The organism is Neobacillus paridis (assembly GCF_016765675.1).
Classification (GTDB): Bacteria; Bacillota; Bacilli; order Bacillales; family Cytobacillaceae; genus Neobacillus; species Neobacillus paridis.
The window spans coordinates 559,658-576,018 of the sequence record NZ_JAESWB010000168.1; the positions used below are offsets into that span (position 1 = coordinate 559,658).

Consider the following 16,361-nt stretch of genomic DNA (forward strand, 5'->3'; position numbering starts at 1 on the left):
GCTGTGTAACTTGGAGCAGCCTTTTCATTTGTTTAGGGCATGAAATGACAGAGTAAAATCATTTCTATTTACTATTTGAGAGGTATATTATATGAAGTTGAGACTATATCTTACCATTGCCTTTGTCCTCAGCGTGCTTTGCATAATTGGCTTTGCCATGGTGTCGCTATTCGTTAAGGACCATCAAATTATCGGTTTTGACCGAACAATTATTTCGGCAGTTCAGGGACTGGAGTCACCAGGATTAACGAAGGTGATGAAATTATTTACTTTTATCGGCTCCACGGAATTTGTTATCATTCTCAGTTTACTTCTCGTCTTTTTCTTATATAAGGTCCTGCAGCATCGCCTAGAAGTGGTTCTGTTTATTGTGGTTTTAATGGGGTCCGGGATTATTAATCAGCTGCTGAAACAATTTTTCCACCGGGTTCGGCCCGATTTTCATCGTCTGATTGAAATTGGCGGCTACAGCTTTCCAAGCGGTCATGCGATGAATGCATTTACCGTTTATGTGATGATTTCATTCTTGCTTTGGCGTCACATTTCTAGCAGACTGGGGAGGGGTGTTTTAATTTTCTTCAGTACTGTGATGATCTTGGCGATCGGAATAAGCCGAATCTATTTGGGGGTCCATTACCCCAGTGACGTGATCGGCGGTTATTTGGCAAGTGGAGTATGGGTGTCGATGGCGATATTCTTTTTCCAATTTTACAAAGAAAAGCGGTATAATAGAAAGTACAATCTGGTGGAAAATAGCAGGGAAAACCGTTAAAACAGGAGTGATACATATTATTAAGAACAGTATTCCGAATCTATTTACCCTTTTTAATTTGTTTTTTGGTTTTTTGTCCGTCATGTATTCAGCGGTGGGGGACTATAAAAATGCGGCGATTCTCATCTTAATTGGGATGATGCTTGATAGTATGGATGGGCGGGTTGCCAGGATGCTGCAAGTGCAAAGTGATCTCGGGAAGGAATTGGATTCTCTGGCAGATATCGTTACCTTTGGGGTTGCCCCGGCAATGATGGCGTATTATGCCTATTTTTCAGCGTTCGGTGTTTTCGGGATGGCGATTGCTGGTCTTTTTCCGTTATTTGGTGCCTATCGTTTAGCAAGGTTCAATATAAACGCGGTCAAATCATCGCTAAAATATTTTTCCGGAGTGCCCATTACTGCTGGCGGCGGGATCTTGACCTTTTTAACGTTATTTCACGGGAAGATGCCAAGCATTATTCTTCCGATCGCTTTTTTTGTGATTTGTATTTTAATGGTAAGTACCATTAAAATACCAAGCTTAAAAGAAGTACCGCTGCCGAAATATGGAATCATTATTACCCTATTTTTAGGCTATGCAATCTACATTGTTTTCAAAAGAGAACAACATCGGTTTCCCTATTTTATATATGTTGCCATTCCGCTGTACATACTATTTATTGGCTACCAGTTGGTCAGATCCAAACGCAAAAGCAGTGTAAAATGAAAAATGGGGTCTGACACATACAAGTTGACGAAAAGGATGATGTAAAATGAAAGTTAAGATTAACCGGAATGCGGCTAAAGCATTAAAGAAAATGTTAGAACAAGACGATGCCCAGGGCAAGATGTTTCGCGTTTATGTGACAAATGTACATGGAGACCATGCCCATTATGATATGAGGCTGGACACCCCGACAGATAAGGATGAGGTCGTTGAAACCGATAAGGATATCTCGTTTATTCTTGAAAAAGGAAATGAGTACCTGGATGGAATATGGATTCAGTATTTTCAAGTGCCAGAGGAGGAGTGGGTGATAACGAATCCGTCAAAAGGCAGCCACCATCATCATTAAAGAGCGAAGCACTTAGGCGTAACTTGCCTAGGTGTTTTTTTGGCCCATAGGAATGAGTCTTCGTAGTTATATTTACTATAAAAGTATTATGTAAACTTATGGATTGAAACCTTTGATTGGAAGGAGCTAAAAATGTTACCCTAATGAAAGTAGAGAAAGGAGAGAGTACTATGAATGTAAATAACGGAGAAATAAAACTCATTGCATTAGATATGGATGGAACACTTTTAAATAACATTCACCAAATCTCGCCGGCAAACCGCCTTGCAATCAAAGTGGCCCAAGAAAATGGTGTAAAAGTGGTTCTTAGCACCGGGCGGTCTTACCAGACTTGTCATGATTATGCCGATTCACTCGGACTCAATTCCTATTTGGTCACCGTAAATGGAAGTGAAATTTGGGATGAACAACGCAAGCTGATAAAAAGGTTAGTGGTGAAAACAGAACTAATTGAATGGATGTGGCAGCTTAGCCAGCAATACCAAACCACCTTTTGGGCGATTAACACGGAGCGCACTTGGCATAATGAAATGCCGAAAGACTTATATTCATTTGAATGGATGAAGTTTGGCTTTATCATCAATGACCAGGTAATTAGGGAGAAGATCTTTCACGAACTTCAATCCAATGGAGAATTGGAAGTAAGTAACTCTGCACCAAATAATATCGAAGTAAATGACAAAGGAGTTAATAAGGCAAAGGGGCTGGAAATGGTCTGTGACCGCTTGGGAATTACCATGAATCAGGTCATGGCCGTTGGTGATAGTTTGAATGATTTAGCGATGATTAAAGAAGCCGGCATTGGCGTAGCGATGGGTAACGCCCAGGAAGCAGTCAAGCAGCATGCAGATTGGGTTACTGCTGACAATGAAGAGGATGGCGTGGCAAAGGCCATTCGTAAATGGGTATTAAAATGAATCAACCAATTGCGATCGTGACCGGTTCTTCAAGCGGGTTCGGGCTGTTAACTGTTCTGGAGCTGGCCCGGTCGGGTTTTCAGGTGATTGCGACAATGCGAAACCTCGAAAAAGGCAGCGATTTATTAAAACAGGCTAAAAACCAAAATCTCGAGGCGAATATTTCAATTCACGAGCTAGATGTGACATCCTGACATCCGAGACTTCGATTGAAAAATTAAGCACCTTTCTCAAAACGTTAGGCAGGGTGGATGTCCTTGTTAATAATGCGGGATACGCAGCTGGCGGTTTTGTCGAGGAGCTTCCTTTAGAGGAATACCGCAAGCAATTTGAGACAAATGTATTTGGCGTTATTGCCGTGACAAAAACCGTTCTTCCCTACATGAGAAGGCAAGGCAGTGGGAAGATTATTAATATGAGCAGCATTAGCGGCATCGTGGCATTTCCGGGGTTGTCTCCCTATTGTGCCTCAAAGCATGCGCTTGAGGGCTGGAGCGAAAGCCTGCGTTTGGAAATGAAACCTTTTGGTGTTGATGTTATTTTGATAGAGCCAGGGTCATACAAAACAAGTATTTGGTCAACCGGCAGGCAGGTGACGCCTTCCCAGGAAGAATCCCCGTATTTCACACTAATGAAAAAACTGGAAGACTATATTTTAGCAGGGGAAGGGGGATTTGGCGATCCAAGGGAAGTAGCACAAAAAGTTGCGGAGATTTCCACAATGAAGGAGCCGAACTTTCGATTTCCAATCGGGAAAGGAGTTAAACTGACGATTCGCTTAAAAAATTTAATCCCTTGGAAAAAATGGGAATCCCAAGTGATGAAAAATGTTAACAAAACAAAAAACTAGCAGCTTCAAGACTTTGCGCAAGCTCGCCGCATTCCCGACTAAACTGAATCATAGAAACAAGGTAGGAAGATATGATTAATAAACATAAAGTTATTAGTTTCATCATTTTTTTTGCTTGGATTTATCAAGCAATTTTTACCCAAACAGTTAGAGCAGAGGAAAATGTTCAAATCAGACCTAGTTCTTTTTTTCATTATTTTATTGAAACCAAGTTATTTGGGAAGTATTTCAAACCAGTATGGATCAATCAAGACAGTAGCTATAAGATTTGTCTTGCCTTGGAAAATGCTGCAGGAGAGAGTCACCAAATTGTACCGGAGGTTGACCCGAAAACTATCGCAGTGAGTAATGAACCGATTAAGCTGTCGTTTGCTGGTGATGTTATGTTTGATTGGTCGGTGAAACAAACTGTGCGCCAAAAAGGGCCTGACTATCCGTTTGTCAACATTAAGTCAGAGCTAGCTTCCAGTGATGTAAATGTCGTGAATCTGGAAACGTCGATCACCACCGGAGGCAATAAGCAAGACAAACAATATACGTTTCGGTCTGACCCGCAAGCTTTGTCCGGATTAAAAAATGCCGGATTTCAGCTGGTCAGCTTGGCCAACAATCATTCGTTGGACTTTGGGCAATCCGGATTTGCCGATACCATCGCCAATTTAAAAAAATACAGACTTGATTATGTCGGCGGTGGATTAAACAAGCAGGAAGCATACTCCGCAAGAACCTACATGATTAAAGGAAAAACGGTCAAAATTCTGGCGTTTTCCCGGGTTCTTCCCGAAGGTTCATGGGTCGCAACAGCAACAAAACCAGGGTTAGCAAGTGGCTATGACATTCACTTGATGGAAGAAACGATTCAAAACGAAAAAGCGGCCGCTGACCTGCTATTTGTCTTCATTCATTGGGGAATTGAACGGAATCGTTCGCCGGAACCGTTCCAACGAGACTGGGCAAGGAACATGATTGACGCTGGAGCTGACGGAGTCATTGGCAGCCACCCCCATGTGCTCCAGGGGTTTGAATATTATAAAGGAAAGCCGATAGCCTATTCGTTAGGCAACTTCCTTTTTCCAAACTATGTTAGAGGAAACGCAGCGCAAACGGGTATTTTGCACTTAAATATCGAAAATGAGAAAATTGGCATGTCTTTTGTCCCGTTTCGAATTTACCAGGATCGAATCGTGCCGCAAACAGCTGCTGAAAAAAACTATGTTTGGCGGGAGCTGCAAGGTCTGTCGTTTGGTAGGCTGCAAATTCAAAATGGCTCAATTATCGGCTATTGACAGTAATATGTACCGCTTACAGAGGATCACTTCATCCTCTGTTTTTTGTCGAAAAAAGATATAGGAAAATAATGTAAGAGGGCGTTGAAACAAAGTTAAACATTTATTTCCAAAACTATTTTAATTAAACGGAGTATGGAAAAAGTTTTTTTAAAATAGGGAAATTTTAAAATGTTTGCAGGAATTTATGGGATATTCAGAGAATAATAGGAATAAGATTTTTATAAAGGAGGAGGTTAAAATGGAATTTAGAATAGTAGAAAAAGAAGAGTTAAAAGTAGTCGGTATTTCATGGAATGGCACTTATTCGCAAGCCAAAATCATCCCACGTCTTTTCGATATAATGGAGAAGCGTCTTGAGGAAGTGCCTTTTCAGACAAAAGATCCGGTACTGATAGCCCCATTTCATAGCAGGGAATCGGAATTTACCTATTATGTAACCACACCTGTGGAAGAGGTTAAAGAAGTCCCAGAAGGTATGGTTGGATTTTCAATTCCACGAAAATATTATGTTCGCACCACCCATCTGGGAGGGCCGGAAGAGGTTGAAAATACATACCTGCGTCTGTTCAATTGGATGGAGGAATATGGTTATGAACAGGATCACCAGGCATTAAGTCTTGAAATCTTCCCAAAACAGCAAAATGCCGCAGGAAACCTCCAGTTTGAAATCTATCTACCGATTAAGATGTATAAAAATAACTGACATGGAGTTTGATATAAAATAGACAGTGAATAAATGAATCGAAAAGATTGTGTCGAAATTTAGAAACTTAACGTGAATAAGAAAAAAAAGTCGAAAAAACATATACAAACAAGCAGACTTTTTCTATAATGACGTTGACAAGGAAATATTCGAAAAATAGGTGCTAAAAAAATCTTTCAAAAAGATTTTGCTTAAAAGGGAAGTTTGGTGAAAAACCAACGCGGTCCCGCCACTGTAAATGGGAGCTGCCTATATCATGTCACTGTCAATTTGATGGGAAGACATAGGAAGCGATGACCATAAGCCAGGAGACCTGCCTATTTTCTTACGCCAATAAACCTACGAGGATAGGGAGGTGTGGAAGACTGGACTGCTTTTACTGATTTTTGGTAAATGAATCTAATCATACCAACATCCTCCACAGATAGGAGGATGTTTTTTTGTGGAGATGCAAACGCAGTCTTGATTAGGGTGTAAGGTACGAATAGCGCTTGTCACAATTACTAGAAGGTGGGTACAGACATGAAAAAACTATATTCATTAATACTTGCATTCATATTGATTATAGGAGTTCTTGTGGGGTGTTCCGGAAACAAAGAACAAAGCAAAGAAGACAATAAAGCGAATAATGATCAAAAAACAGAGCAGGTCTCCTTTCCGGTGACCGTAAAAGATGGTTTAAAAAATGATGTTATTATCAAGAAAAAGCCGAAAAAAATTGTCTCTTTAATCCCAAGCAACACGGAAATCTCCTATGCTTTAGGGCTAGGAGATAAGATTGTCGGAGTTTCTGATTTTGATAATTATCCAAAAGAAGTGACGAAAAAAGAGAAAATCGGCGGTCAAGAAATTAACGTCGAGAAAATTATTTCTCTAAAGCCTGATTTGGTGCTGGCACATGCATCAACAGCCCTCAATTTTAAAGATGGTATTCAACAATTGAAAGATGCCGGGATTGCCGTTTTAGTTGTCAATGATGCGCAGAACTTCGAACAAGTTTTTGATTCCATCACCATGATTGGTAAAGCAACCGGTGAAGTCACGAAAGCAGACAAACTGGTGACTAGTATGAAAGATAAGCTGGCAAAGATCAAAGAAAAGGCAGCGGGAATCAAAGAGAAGAAAAAAGTATTAGTTGAAGTTGCGCCCGCTCCAGAAATTTATTCACCAGGCAACAAAACGTTCATGAATGAAATGTTAAAAGCGATTAACGCGGAAAACATTATAAGTGATCAAGACGGCTGGGTGAAGATTGATCAGGAAGCCATGATTAAACGTAATCCGGATGTCATTCTGACAACATATGGTTACTATGTAAAAAATCCGGTTCAGCAAGTGTTAGCGAGTAAGGGTTGGGAAAATGTCACAGCTGTGAAAACTAAACAAGTATACGATGTTGATTCAGACCGAGTAACCCGTACAGGACCAAGAATTATTGAAGGAGTAGAGGATCTTGCCAAGGCTGTCTATCCGGAAGTTTTTAAATAATAAAATAACAGCCTATTTACTCGCCGGCATCTTCTTATTGCTTGCCATTTTATTAGGAATTGCCATTGGAACTGTCTCTGTTCCAATCCCGATTATTATAAAAATCATCACCGGTAATTTATTTGGCACGCTCAGAGCGGAACATATCGATCCGATGTATTCAAGCATTGTCATGAATATCCGTTTGCCGAGAGTCATCTTATCGGGTCTTGTTGGCGCCTCCCTTGCGATTGCAGGGGCGGCCTTTCAAGGGCTGCTCCGAAACCCGTTGGCAGACCCGTATACACTAGGCGTTTCGTCCGGGGCATCGGTAGGGGCCGTCATCACCTTATTTTTCAACCTTACCATTCCTTTTGTTGGTGCTTTTACTTTGCCGTTATTCAGTATTGTATTTTCCTTTATTACGATTTTTTGTGTTCTGATGTTTGCTCGTAAAATTGAACGCTCGATGCGGGTAGAAACGATCATTCTGACCGGCATCATTTTTAGCTCGTTTTTAGGTGCCATGATATCGTTGATGATTGCTTTAACGGGCGATGAACTGAGGCAAATTATCGGCTGGTTACTTGGCAGCGTCTCGATGCGCGGCTGGGTATATATTAAAATTATCCTGCCATTTTTTATCATTGGCTCGATCATCCTTATCTTCAATGCCAAGGAACTTAATGCCATGTCTTTTGGCGAAGAACGGGCCCACCATCTTGGAGTGAACGTTCAAAAACGAAAGCTAATTGTCCTTTCGGCCGGTTCGATTTTAACTGGGGCGGCAGTTGCGGTGTCAGGCACCATCGGTTTTGTCGGCTTGGTGATTCCACATTTGACGAGGCTTATTTGGGGACCGGACCATAAACATTTGCTGCCATTATCGATTTTTATCGGCAGCGGCTTTTTAATCTTGGCTGATCTGGTTTCGCGGACAATTATCTCCCCAACTGAATTGCCGATTGGCGTCATTACTTCATTAATTGGTGCACCGGTGTTTGCTGTTATTTTACTGCAGAGAAAAAGAATCGAAAGAAGTGGTAAAAATGATGCTTAGCGTACAACATGTATCAGGCGGTTATTCAGGGAAAGCAGTATTAAAAGATATTACATTCGGAGTAGAAAAAGGGGAACTGTTCGGAATCCTCGGTCCAAATGGCAGCGGTAAAACAACCCTGCTGAAAATGCTTAGCGGAATTCTGCCGTTTCAAGCAGGAGAGATTTTGATTGATGACAAACGGCTCAAAGAATACAGTCCAAAACAGTTGGCGCAAAAGGTCGCTGTTCTTTCACAGCATTCTTCGCAATCCTTCTCCTATACGGTAAAGGAAACCGTCTCGCTTGGACGATATGCTCACCAACGAGGCTTGTTTCAGACATGGTCGGACGAGGATGAAGCGGTTGTTCAAAGAGTGATGCAGCATATCGGCGTCTCCACGTTACAAAACAAAAACATCCAAGAACTATCCGGCGGTGAAAAACAAAGGGTGTTTCTCGCCCAGGCATTGGCCCAGGAACCGGAAATCTTATTGTTAGATGAACCCACGAACCACCTGGATTTATCCTACCAAAAGGAATTATTCGACCTGCTCAAACAATGGACAACCGAGAATCATTTAACGGTAATATCGATTTTCCATGATTTAAACCTTGCTGGTCTTTATTGTGACCGCTTGCTTTTGCTCGAAAAAGGCGTTATCAAAGTCAATCGCGAACCTAATGAGGTATTAAGAGAAGAAACCATTCGCGCTGTCTATCGAACAAATATTCATAAATTCCCTCATCCAAAGGTGGCCGCCCCACAAATGGCGCTGCTGCCAGAACGGCAAAAATCAGCACAACTGGTTGTCATTCAAGAAGGTATGTTACAGCAAGCTGATGAATTAATCTTCTTGAAGTCCCCTGTGCCGTTAAGAACGATGTCCTCAGGTGTGATTGGTTCGGGAACTGGCTGGTATCAGGCTTTTGTTAACCGTCATGTTGATAAAGATTATAACTGCAGTGATTTTCGCCAAGATATGGCCGATTTCCTACGGAAAAACGGATTTGAACCATCTGAAACAGTTGGAATGATGACTGCCGTAACGCTTGAAGATGTCGAATATCAAGTTTTCGAAACTGATGGCTTTTCTCTCTTTGCCGTCGTGACCGCCGGTGTTGGAAATGCCGTTGATGCCTCCAAAAGCGAGCTGCACACATTTGAAATCGTGCCCGGGACGATTAATACATGGGTTTTTGTCAATGGTGACCTGAGCGAGGAAGCGTTTATTCAAAGTATTATGACGGCAACCGAAGCGAAAGTGAAGGCACTGCATGATTTACAGGTAGTCGATGAAGTGACGGGAACGATTGCAACCGGCACATCCACCGACAGCATTCTTGTGGCAGCAACGCAAACCGGCATGGCACTAGATTTTGCCGGAACGATCACCCCTTTAGGGAAAATGATTAGTAAAGCAGTTTATCAGTGTACAATAAAAGCCATTCAAAAATCGCAAAAGAGGAAAAAAGCATGTTCGGCTATCATCTAATTTCGATTACGATTGCTTATGTTATTGACAAGCTGATTGGTGACCCTCCAAATTGGCCGCATCCGGTCCGCTGGATGGGGACATTGATTGCATTTTTGGAGAAACGATGGAATCGGGGCCGTGCGAAAAAAAGCAAAGGTGTAGCCATGCTTGGTAGCGTTTTATTGATAAGTTTTACCATTACTTTATCTGTGGTTTTGGCCGCTTATACAATCCATCCGCTTGTCGGGATGATCGTCGAAGCCGTCATCATTGCCACCACTATTGCCGAAAAAAGCTTAAAGGAGGCCTCAATTGAGGTGTATCAGCCGTTAACAGCAGGCGACCTCACGGAAGCTCGGAAAAAACTTTCCTATATTGTCGGCCGGGATACAGACAACCTGAACGAAGCGGAAATCGCCAGGGGAGCGATCGAAACGGTTGCGGAAAATACAAGTGATGGTGTCACAGCCCCGTTATTTTGGGCGTTGATTGGCGGTGCCCCGCTGGCGATGGTTTACCGGGCGGCTAATACATGTGATTCCATGGTGGGACATATGAATGAGCGCTATAAAGAGTTCGGTTGGGCGTCAGCGAAATGGGATGATCTTCTCAATTGGATTCCCAGCCGTTTAACTGGAATGATCATGCTGCTGGGCAACCGTCCCGAGAGCATGAGTTACAAGAAAGCGTGGTCGATTTTATTTCGTGATGCCAAAAGACACCCAAGTCCCAACAGCGGCTGGCTGGAGGCGGCTGTTGCCGTCATCTTAGGTATTCAGCTCGGTGGAAAGAATTATTATAAGGGTTACGCGTCAGATCGGGCAAAAATGGGGGAACCACTATCCCCGATTAAGGCCGATCATATTTTAAAGGTAAATGCGATACTGGCTAAAACCGCTCTGTTATTCATCCTAGTATTATGGCTTGGAGGTGGCAGCATTGAATTTTTTATTTCCTGATACTTCACTAATATTCATCACTGGCGGAGTAAGGAGCGGCAAAAGCAGCTTTGCCGAAAGACTTGCCGAAAAAGTGGCAGTAGAAACAGGCGGGCAGCTTACCTATCTTGCCACTGGCATCGCTACCGATCCCGAAATGGCAGCCAGGATTACCAAGCATCAACGAGATCGCGAAACAGCGGAACTTCCATGGAAAACGCTGGAGCAAGCTATCCATATTGGGGACGTTGCTTCGTCAGTAAACGATCATGATATTATCCTGTTGGATTGTGTAACGACCCTCTTGAATAATGAATTATTTTATAAAAACCAAGCCTGGGATGCTGCTTTTTTAGCAACGGTAAAAGATAGGATTGTCAGCGGGATCTGCGCGATAAAAAACCGGGCAAAAGCGATGATTGTCGTCAGCAATGAAGTATTATACGAACCGTATTCTGCGAACGAACTTGTTTTTACATATGGGCACTTGCTGGGGCAAATTCACCAACAATTAGTTCAGCTTGCTGATCAGGCCTATTTAATTGAGGCAGGGGTACCGCTGATTATGAAATCAGCGGTACGACAATGAATCGATCAATGCTTTACGAGCAGCTTAAAAGATTCGCTTGGAGTGGTCGTTGCAACAACATCAAGTAACCTTAGTGAATGAACCAAACACCGATTAGTGAGGCAAGATATGATGAAATTTATCAGAGGCTTTTTGATAGGCGTTCAATTTTTTACAGCGATTCCAATCAGCAAACAATTTCCGATGGATGAAGACCACCTGAAACGAACGATTCAAGCTTTTCCACTGCTTGGATTAGGGCAGGGAATGATCTATTCCTTCCTATTATATATACTGATTGAAAATACACCTTTTTCCCATTTGGCTGCTGCTTTCCTGTTATGGTTGGTAACGATTATTTTGACAGGTGGCATCCATCTCGATGCCTGGATGGATGTCAGCGATGCCTATTTTTCCTATCAGGATCAAGCCAGAAGACTTGAAATAATGAAGGACCCGCGAATCGGAGCTTTTGGTGTTATTTCCGTCATGATTCTATTAAGCTGCAGGTTTTTGTTTATTTATGAGATCACCTTGAACCCTCACTTGTTAACTTATGTATTGATTGCTATCATTCCTTTTTTAAGTAAAACCATAATGGGTGTTCTGCTGCTGACCGTCAGGCCGGCAAGAGCAGAAGGTCTCGGGTATCTTTTTCAAAAGGCTGCTACTGCCAAAGCGTTGTGGCTTTATCCTGTTTATTTATTGGCTGCAGCTATTTTGTTTCCACGTGCTGCCATCCTAATTGTGCCTGCGACAGCCTGTTATTTGTTTGCACGGTTAAAGGTCGGCAAATGGTTTGGCGGGATTACTGGTGATGTATTAGGCGCAACGGTGGAAGGGACGGAGTTGATTCTATGGCTGACCGTGTGGTTATTGCATTATTTCGTCACGGTATAACCGAAGAAAATAAACGAAGGGCTTACTTGGGATGGAATGATTCGCCATTAGCGGCGGAGGCGAAAGAGAGCGCGGTACATGAAGAATATGATGCTTATTTTTCCAGTGATTTGGGCAGATGTATCGCCATGGCAAAACAATTATTTCCAGATAAGACACCCATCCTCCTTCAAGAACTAAGAGAAATGAACTTCGGTGAATGGCAAGGTAGGACGTATGAACAGTTGCATGATAATCGATTGTATCAACAATGGCTGTCAAATCCCTATCATTCCAGCCCGCCAAAGGGTGAGTCTTTTCAGCAGTTTGCCGATAGAATTGAAGCCGGTTGGAAGAAGATTGTTGAGTTTCTCCTGAACAATCGTATTCACAGTTGTGCGGTCATGACCCATGGTGGCGTTATTAAATATCTATTAGCTCATTATGCCCCGCAGCAACAGGAATTTTGGAATTGGAAGACACCGCATGATGTCGCGTTTAAATTCATTTTTTCAAAACAGGCGTTAAGGAGGGGTGAACGATGCACTTTGTTACAGGAGGTGCCTTTAACGGTAAAAGGTCATGGGTAAAGGAGAGATTTGCGAATGCCTGCTGGCTGTCCGCCTATGAAAATGCCCAATTGCCAACTAATTTAACTGATATTAACAGCGAATTGCTCGTTTTGGAGGGGATCGAGATGTGGCTTAAGGAATTATCATCACAATCTGATCCTGCCATTTGCCGCGATATTTGGCGGCACACATTGGCCCAATGGGAATCCTGGGAAAGAGCAAATTCCCAACGTCAATTAATCATCATTGGTACCGATATCACAAAAGGGATCGTTCCCATGGAAGAGGAAAACAGGCGCTGGCGTGACGTAACAGGCTGGGCCTATCAGGATTTGGCTATCATGGCAAAAACGGTAGATGTCATCTGGTGCGGTATCAATCAAACTATTAAATAGAAACGGTCAACGTTTCGTTTGGAGGAACAAAAAATGAAAGAGAAGCTTACTGTGAAATTTCTCAGCTGGATCGCTATGTTTATTGCTTTATCTGCGGTTGGGGCTTCGATTAAGATTCCAGCAATTATTGGCAGTGTCGCTCTTGATGCTTTTCCGGCGTTATTAGCCGCGGCATTGTTGGGCGGTGTCCCTGGAGCAATCGTTGGGGCATTGGGGCATTTATTATCTGCGTTATTAGGCGGATTTCCATTAGGACCGCTGCACTTTGTGATTGCCATAGAAATGGCGATTTTATGCTGGCTGTTTGGGGGTATGTATGGCAAAAACCATAAGCTTCTGGCGGGTGTTGTTTTTGTGCTTTTGAATACGTTTGCAGCTCCGTTTCCATTTATTTTTCTTATTAGTAAGGCATTTTATATTTCGATGTTGCCATCGCTTGCGGTTGGTTCTATTTTGAATGCTGCGATTGCCCTGATTTTGATCCCGCGTCTCGTACCGTTTGTGGCTCACGGATTTACTAAAGGAGAAGCAAGACGATGAGAAATGCGCTCGCCATTCCCGTGGATAAACAGACGACCTTGATTATTGCCAGCGATAATAGCGGTGCCATTGGGATGAAAGCAAATGACCATGTTCGTGTGCCATATGAAACGGTATCCTATTATTCTTTTCGTGTCGCCGCAATGGAATGTATCAGTGCCGGCGGCGAGGTCATTTCGGTTGTGCTCCAAAATTTTTGCGGCAATGAAGCTTGGGAGCAACTGGTGAAAGGAATTAACAAAGGCCTTGAAGAACTGGGACTACAGGATGTTTCGATTACCGGCAGCACGGAAAGTAACTTTTCCTTACTCCAATCAGCAATCGGACTAATGGTGGTAGGAAAAAGGATGACTCAAAAAGGTAACGAAATCGATTCTGAGGGGGTAAATTTGGCGGTTGTGGGGATTCCTTTAGTTGGTCATGAAGTGATCGAACAGGAAGATCAGGTCGTTCCTTTATCCATTTTTCAAAAGGTAAGTAAGCTAAATAGAGTTATCACCTGGCCGGTCGGCTCCAAAGGGATCCTTTATGAGCTGCAGCAAATGTTACCCGACCTTGGTTTGACAGCGGAAAGGGTCAAAACCGCTATTGATGTGCATAAATCATCCGGTCCGGCTACATGTTTTCTCGCTGCATATCGGGATGGACAGGCTGAAGAACTTGCAAAGCTTGCGGGAAACTATCTCCATCCGATAACCATTAACGAGGCTTGATTCCATCTTTTAAAAAGTTTGGTAAAATAAACGAAATAGCACGCCTTTGGGCGTGCTATTTGCTTAATTGCTTCACTTTTTCCACGACGGAATCGACAGCTTCGCCAATGGTATAGACTATTTTATCTAACCCTTTCTTCCATTTTGGCGCTTGTTCTTTAATCGTGTTTCCGAGCTCTTGGGCATTCTTATTTAATTCTTGGCTGATTTTTTTTGCCTGATTCTGAAAACTGTTGGCCTGATTTGTTTTTCCGGCAAGCTGGGCATTAACAGAGACAACATCAAAATCTTTCTTGGGTAAATAGGCGGAGGAAGTCCGCATGATTTCTCGAAAAATCGGCACCACGTTTGCCGAACTTGAACTGGGCAAATAGTGCTGGCGGTCCGTCTGATCGAAGCCAATCCAAATGGCTCCGACAAGATTAGGGGTGTAGCCAACCATCCATTGATCCTTTGTTCCTGTTACGCCGCTAAAAGGCAGCTGTGTTGAGCCTGTTTTTCCGGCAAGCTGGATGCCGGGAATTTGGGCCCGTCTTCCGGTCCCGGATTCCACGACATTCAGGAGCATTGAGGTCATTTCATTTGCTACTTTTGTTGATGTAACCTTTGTGGTAACAGGCTTCCGTTCGGCAATCACATTGCCTGTCGGTCCAACAATTTTGGTAATCAAATGGCTTTCCTGTCGTTCGCCGCCATTCGGAAAGACAGAAAAGGCATTGGCCATTTGCATCGGAGATACCCCTTTGCTCATGCCGCCGAGGGCAATTGCCAGGTTTTTATCGTTTTTTTCCACTGGGATGCCGAACTTATCCAATTTGGCAAGACCTTTATTAAGGCCAACCTGGTCAAGCAGCCAAACGGCCGGAATATTAAGTGATTCCTCAAGCGCCTTGTACATCGGCACCTTTCCTTGGTAGGTCCTTGAGAAGTTTTCCGGCTTGTACTTACCGAATGTCATCGACTTATCCTCAAGCATCGACGAATATTTATAGCCATTTTCTAATGCCGCCGTATAGACAACCAGCGGTTTTATCGATGAGCCTGGCTGGGCCCGCAATTGTGTCGCCCGATTAAAGCCGCGGAATATATGGTCACCGCGTCCGCCGACAAGGGCACGTGCGCCTCCTGTAGCAGGATCCATTAGGACAGCACCGCCCTGAACAATTTGTCCCCCCATTCCACGTGGGAATAAATAATTATTCGCGAAGACATTTTCGAGACCAGCCTGCAGGTTTTGGTCCATTTCTGTGTAAATCCGATACCCGCGTGTTAAAATTTCCTCCTGGGTCAGTCCATATTTGTAAATGGCCTCATTTAAAACGGCATCTGTATAGTATGGATATTTGCGTTTAATATAGCTGCCGCCACCATCTTTTAAGCGGATTTTTTCGCTTTTGGCTTCTTTATATTGCGCATTTGTAATCATGCCCAGCTCTTTCATTTTGGCCAGCACGACATTTCTGCGCTTCATTGCCAAATCATAGTTATTATAAGGGTTCAGATAGTTTGGCGAGTGTAATAGGCCGGCTAGCATTGCTGCTTCACTAATGGTCACATCTTGAATATCTTTATCAAAATATTTCTTTGAAGCATTGGCGATCCCCCAAGCACCGCCGCCAAAATATACCTGATTTAAATACATTTGCAGAATTTCATTCTTTTTATAGACCTTCTCAATTTTTACCGCCAAAAATAATTCTTCCGCTTTCCGTTTATACGTGCGTTCCGGTGATAACAGAGCATTTTTTGTCAACTGCTGGGTAATCGTACTGCCGCCGCCGGTTATTCTACCGGCAAACAAGTTTCCGAAAAAGGCACGGGCCATTCCCTTGATATCAAACCCATTATGTTGGTAGAACCGCTCATCCTCGATGGCCACAACGGCATTAGGAATATATTTTGGCAGTTTGTCGATATTAACGCCTTTCGTTCTGTTGGTGGCAACATTGGTGGCGACGTCGCCGTCTTTATCATAAATGACCGTGGGCTGGCTTAAGCCTTGTTTTAATGATTGCACATTGGCGCGTGTTGCCAGCCAGGCAAAATAAAGAATGGTCACTAAGACAACAACCAGAACAATTAATAATAGAATCTGTGTTAAATGTCGTTTTTTCCAAAAACGAACAATGAATTCCCATATCGGACGTAATTTTTCCATTGTATCTCCTTACCTTAAGACGGATT

General features: G+C 43.0%; 17 protein-coding genes, 1 pseudogene and 1 riboswitch. Of the genes and pseudogenes, 17 read left to right on the plus strand and 1 reads right to left on the minus strand.

Annotated elements, in window-relative coordinates; translation table 11 throughout:
* The first annotated feature begins 91 nt into the window (after positions 1-91).
* The 17 genes and pseudogenes from JK635_RS11705 to JK635_RS11785 all read left to right on the plus strand — a co-directional run bounded on the left by JK635_RS11705 (position 92) and on the right by JK635_RS11785 (position 14,177).
* Positions 92-772 carry a phosphatase PAP2 family protein gene (locus JK635_RS11705; protein ID WP_202654111.1) on the plus strand — a complete coding sequence of 227 codons (681 nt, stop codon included), beginning with the start codon at positions 92-94 and terminating at the stop codon, positions 770-772.
* 7 nt (positions 773-779) lie between these two features.
* Complete coding sequence (gene pssA, locus JK635_RS11710; RefSeq protein WP_202654112.1) at positions 780-1,481, plus strand: CDP-diacylglycerol--serine O-phosphatidyltransferase; 702 nt, start codon at positions 780-782, stop codon at positions 1,479-1,481.
* A 46-nt stretch (positions 1,482-1,527) separates the two neighbouring features.
* Positions 1,528-1,830 (plus strand): iron-sulfur cluster assembly accessory protein, encoded by a 303-nt coding sequence (locus JK635_RS11715; protein ID WP_202654113.1) that lies wholly within the window; start codon positions 1,528-1,530, stop codon positions 1,828-1,830.
* A gap of 170 nt (positions 1,831-2,000) precedes the next feature.
* Complete coding sequence (locus JK635_RS11720; RefSeq protein ID WP_202654114.1) at positions 2,001-2,747, plus strand: Cof-type HAD-IIB family hydrolase; 747 nt, start codon at positions 2,001-2,003, stop codon at positions 2,745-2,747.
* Positions 2,744-3,597: pseudogene (locus JK635_RS11725) on the plus strand (oxidoreductase). The gene JK635_RS11720 and the pseudogene JK635_RS11725 overlap by 4 nt, the downstream one beginning before the upstream one ends.
* A 71-nt stretch (positions 3,598-3,668) precedes the next feature.
* A complete protein-coding gene (locus JK635_RS11730; RefSeq protein ID WP_202654115.1) occupies positions 3,669-4,883 on the plus strand; it encodes a CapA family protein in 1,215 nt (404 codons plus the stop codon).
* Positions 4,884-5,124: 241 nt separating this feature from the next.
* The gene (locus JK635_RS11735) at positions 5,125-5,589 is read left to right on the plus strand and encodes a GyrI-like domain-containing protein (RefSeq protein WP_202654116.1); all 465 of its coding nucleotides are present in this window, start codon (positions 5,125-5,127) and stop codon (positions 5,587-5,589) included.
* 141 nt (positions 5,590-5,730) lie between these two features.
* Positions 5,731-5,924, plus strand: a riboswitch (cobalamin riboswitch).
* A 187-nt stretch (positions 5,925-6,111) separates the two neighbouring features.
* Positions 6,112-7,077 (plus strand): ABC transporter substrate-binding protein, encoded by a 966-nt coding sequence (locus JK635_RS11740; protein ID WP_202654117.1) that lies wholly within the window; start codon positions 6,112-6,114, stop codon positions 7,075-7,077.
* Positions 7,043-8,116, plus strand: a complete 1,074-nt coding sequence (locus JK635_RS11745; RefSeq protein WP_202654118.1) for a FecCD family ABC transporter permease — start codon at positions 7,043-7,045, stop codon at positions 8,114-8,116. Before JK635_RS11740 ends, JK635_RS11745 begins: the two co-directional genes overlap by 35 nt.
* Positions 8,109-9,590 carry an adenosylcobinamide amidohydrolase gene (locus JK635_RS11750; protein ID WP_202654345.1) on the plus strand — a complete coding sequence of 494 codons (1,482 nt, stop codon included), beginning with the start codon at positions 8,109-8,111 and terminating at the stop codon, positions 9,588-9,590. Before JK635_RS11745 ends, JK635_RS11750 begins: the two co-directional genes overlap by 8 nt.
* Complete coding sequence (cbiB, locus tag JK635_RS11755) at positions 9,572-10,531, plus strand: adenosylcobinamide-phosphate synthase CbiB (protein WP_202654119.1); 960 nt, start codon at positions 9,572-9,574, stop codon at positions 10,529-10,531. The genes JK635_RS11750 and cbiB overlap by 19 nt, the downstream gene beginning before the upstream one ends.
* Complete coding sequence (locus JK635_RS11760; RefSeq protein ID WP_202654120.1) at positions 10,512-11,099, plus strand: bifunctional adenosylcobinamide kinase/adenosylcobinamide-phosphate guanylyltransferase; 588 nt, start codon at positions 10,512-10,514, stop codon at positions 11,097-11,099. The genes cbiB and JK635_RS11760 overlap by 20 nt, the downstream gene beginning before the upstream one ends.
* 111 nt (positions 11,100-11,210) lie before the next feature.
* Positions 11,211-11,978: an adenosylcobinamide-GDP ribazoletransferase gene (cobS, locus tag JK635_RS11765; protein ID WP_202654346.1), complete on the plus strand. Its 768-nt coding sequence runs from the start codon at positions 11,211-11,213 to the stop codon at positions 11,976-11,978.
* Positions 11,936-12,547, plus strand: coding sequence for a histidine phosphatase family protein (locus tag JK635_RS11770; protein WP_202654121.1), 612 nt, complete (start codon positions 11,936-11,938; stop codon positions 12,545-12,547). The genes cobS and JK635_RS11770 overlap by 43 nt, the downstream gene beginning before the upstream one ends.
* Positions 12,499-12,924 (plus strand): bifunctional adenosylcobinamide kinase/adenosylcobinamide-phosphate guanylyltransferase, encoded by a 426-nt coding sequence (locus JK635_RS11775; RefSeq protein WP_202654122.1) that lies wholly within the window; start codon positions 12,499-12,501, stop codon positions 12,922-12,924. Before JK635_RS11770 ends, JK635_RS11775 begins: the two co-directional genes overlap by 49 nt.
* A gap of 33 nt (positions 12,925-12,957) precedes the next feature.
* Positions 12,958-13,464 carry an ECF transporter S component gene (locus JK635_RS11780; RefSeq protein WP_202654123.1) on the plus strand — a complete coding sequence of 169 codons (507 nt, stop codon included), beginning with the start codon at positions 12,958-12,960 and terminating at the stop codon, positions 13,462-13,464.
* Positions 13,461-14,177: a serpin family protein gene (locus JK635_RS11785; RefSeq protein WP_202654124.1), complete on the plus strand. Its 717-nt coding sequence runs from the start codon at positions 13,461-13,463 to the stop codon at positions 14,175-14,177. Before JK635_RS11780 ends, JK635_RS11785 begins: the two co-directional genes overlap by 4 nt.
* A gap of 55 nt (positions 14,178-14,232) precedes the next feature.
* Here the strand turns inward: JK635_RS11785 and JK635_RS11790 are convergent, their stop codons facing one another.
* Positions 14,233-16,335, minus strand: a complete 2,103-nt coding sequence (locus JK635_RS11790) for a transglycosylase domain-containing protein (RefSeq protein ID WP_202654125.1) — start codon at positions 16,333-16,335, stop codon at positions 14,233-14,235.
* Positions 16,336-16,361 lie beyond the last annotated feature (26 nt).

Coding starts and splice junctions, on each gene's coding strand:
- JK635_RS11785 (WP_202654124.1), top strand. CDS start 13,461: ATGAGAAATGCGCTCGCCATTCCCGTGGATAAACAGACGACCTTGATT.
- JK635_RS11740 (WP_202654117.1), top strand. CDS start 6,112: ATGAAAAAACTATATTCATTAATACTTGCATTCATATTGATTATAGGA.
- JK635_RS11715 (WP_202654113.1), top strand. CDS start 1,528: ATGAAAGTTAAGATTAACCGGAATGCGGCTAAAGCATTAAAGAAAATG.
- JK635_RS11790 (WP_202654125.1), bottom strand. CDS start 16,335: ATGGAAAAATTACGTCCGATATGGGAATTCATTGTTCGTTTTTGGAAA.
- JK635_RS11770 (WP_202654121.1), top strand. CDS start 11,936: ATGGCTGACCGTGTGGTTATTGCATTATTTCGTCACGGTATAACCGAA.
- cbiB (WP_202654119.1), top strand. CDS start 9,572: ATGTTCGGCTATCATCTAATTTCGATTACGATTGCTTATGTTATTGAC.
- JK635_RS11720 (WP_202654114.1), top strand. CDS start 2,001: ATGAATGTAAATAACGGAGAAATAAAACTCATTGCATTAGATATGGAT.
- JK635_RS11750 (WP_202654345.1), top strand. CDS start 8,109: ATGCTTAGCGTACAACATGTATCAGGCGGTTATTCAGGGAAAGCAGTA.
- cobS (WP_202654346.1), top strand. CDS start 11,211: ATGAAATTTATCAGAGGCTTTTTGATAGGCGTTCAATTTTTTACAGCG.
- JK635_RS11705 (WP_202654111.1), top strand. CDS start 92: ATGAAGTTGAGACTATATCTTACCATTGCCTTTGTCCTCAGCGTGCTT.
- JK635_RS11730 (WP_202654115.1), top strand. CDS start 3,669: ATGATTAATAAACATAAAGTTATTAGTTTCATCATTTTTTTTGCTTGG.
- JK635_RS11775 (WP_202654122.1), top strand. CDS start 12,499: ATGCACTTTGTTACAGGAGGTGCCTTTAACGGTAAAAGGTCATGGGTA.
- JK635_RS11780 (WP_202654123.1), top strand. CDS start 12,958: ATGAAAGAGAAGCTTACTGTGAAATTTCTCAGCTGGATCGCTATGTTT.
- JK635_RS11735 (WP_202654116.1), top strand. CDS start 5,125: ATGGAATTTAGAATAGTAGAAAAAGAAGAGTTAAAAGTAGTCGGTATT.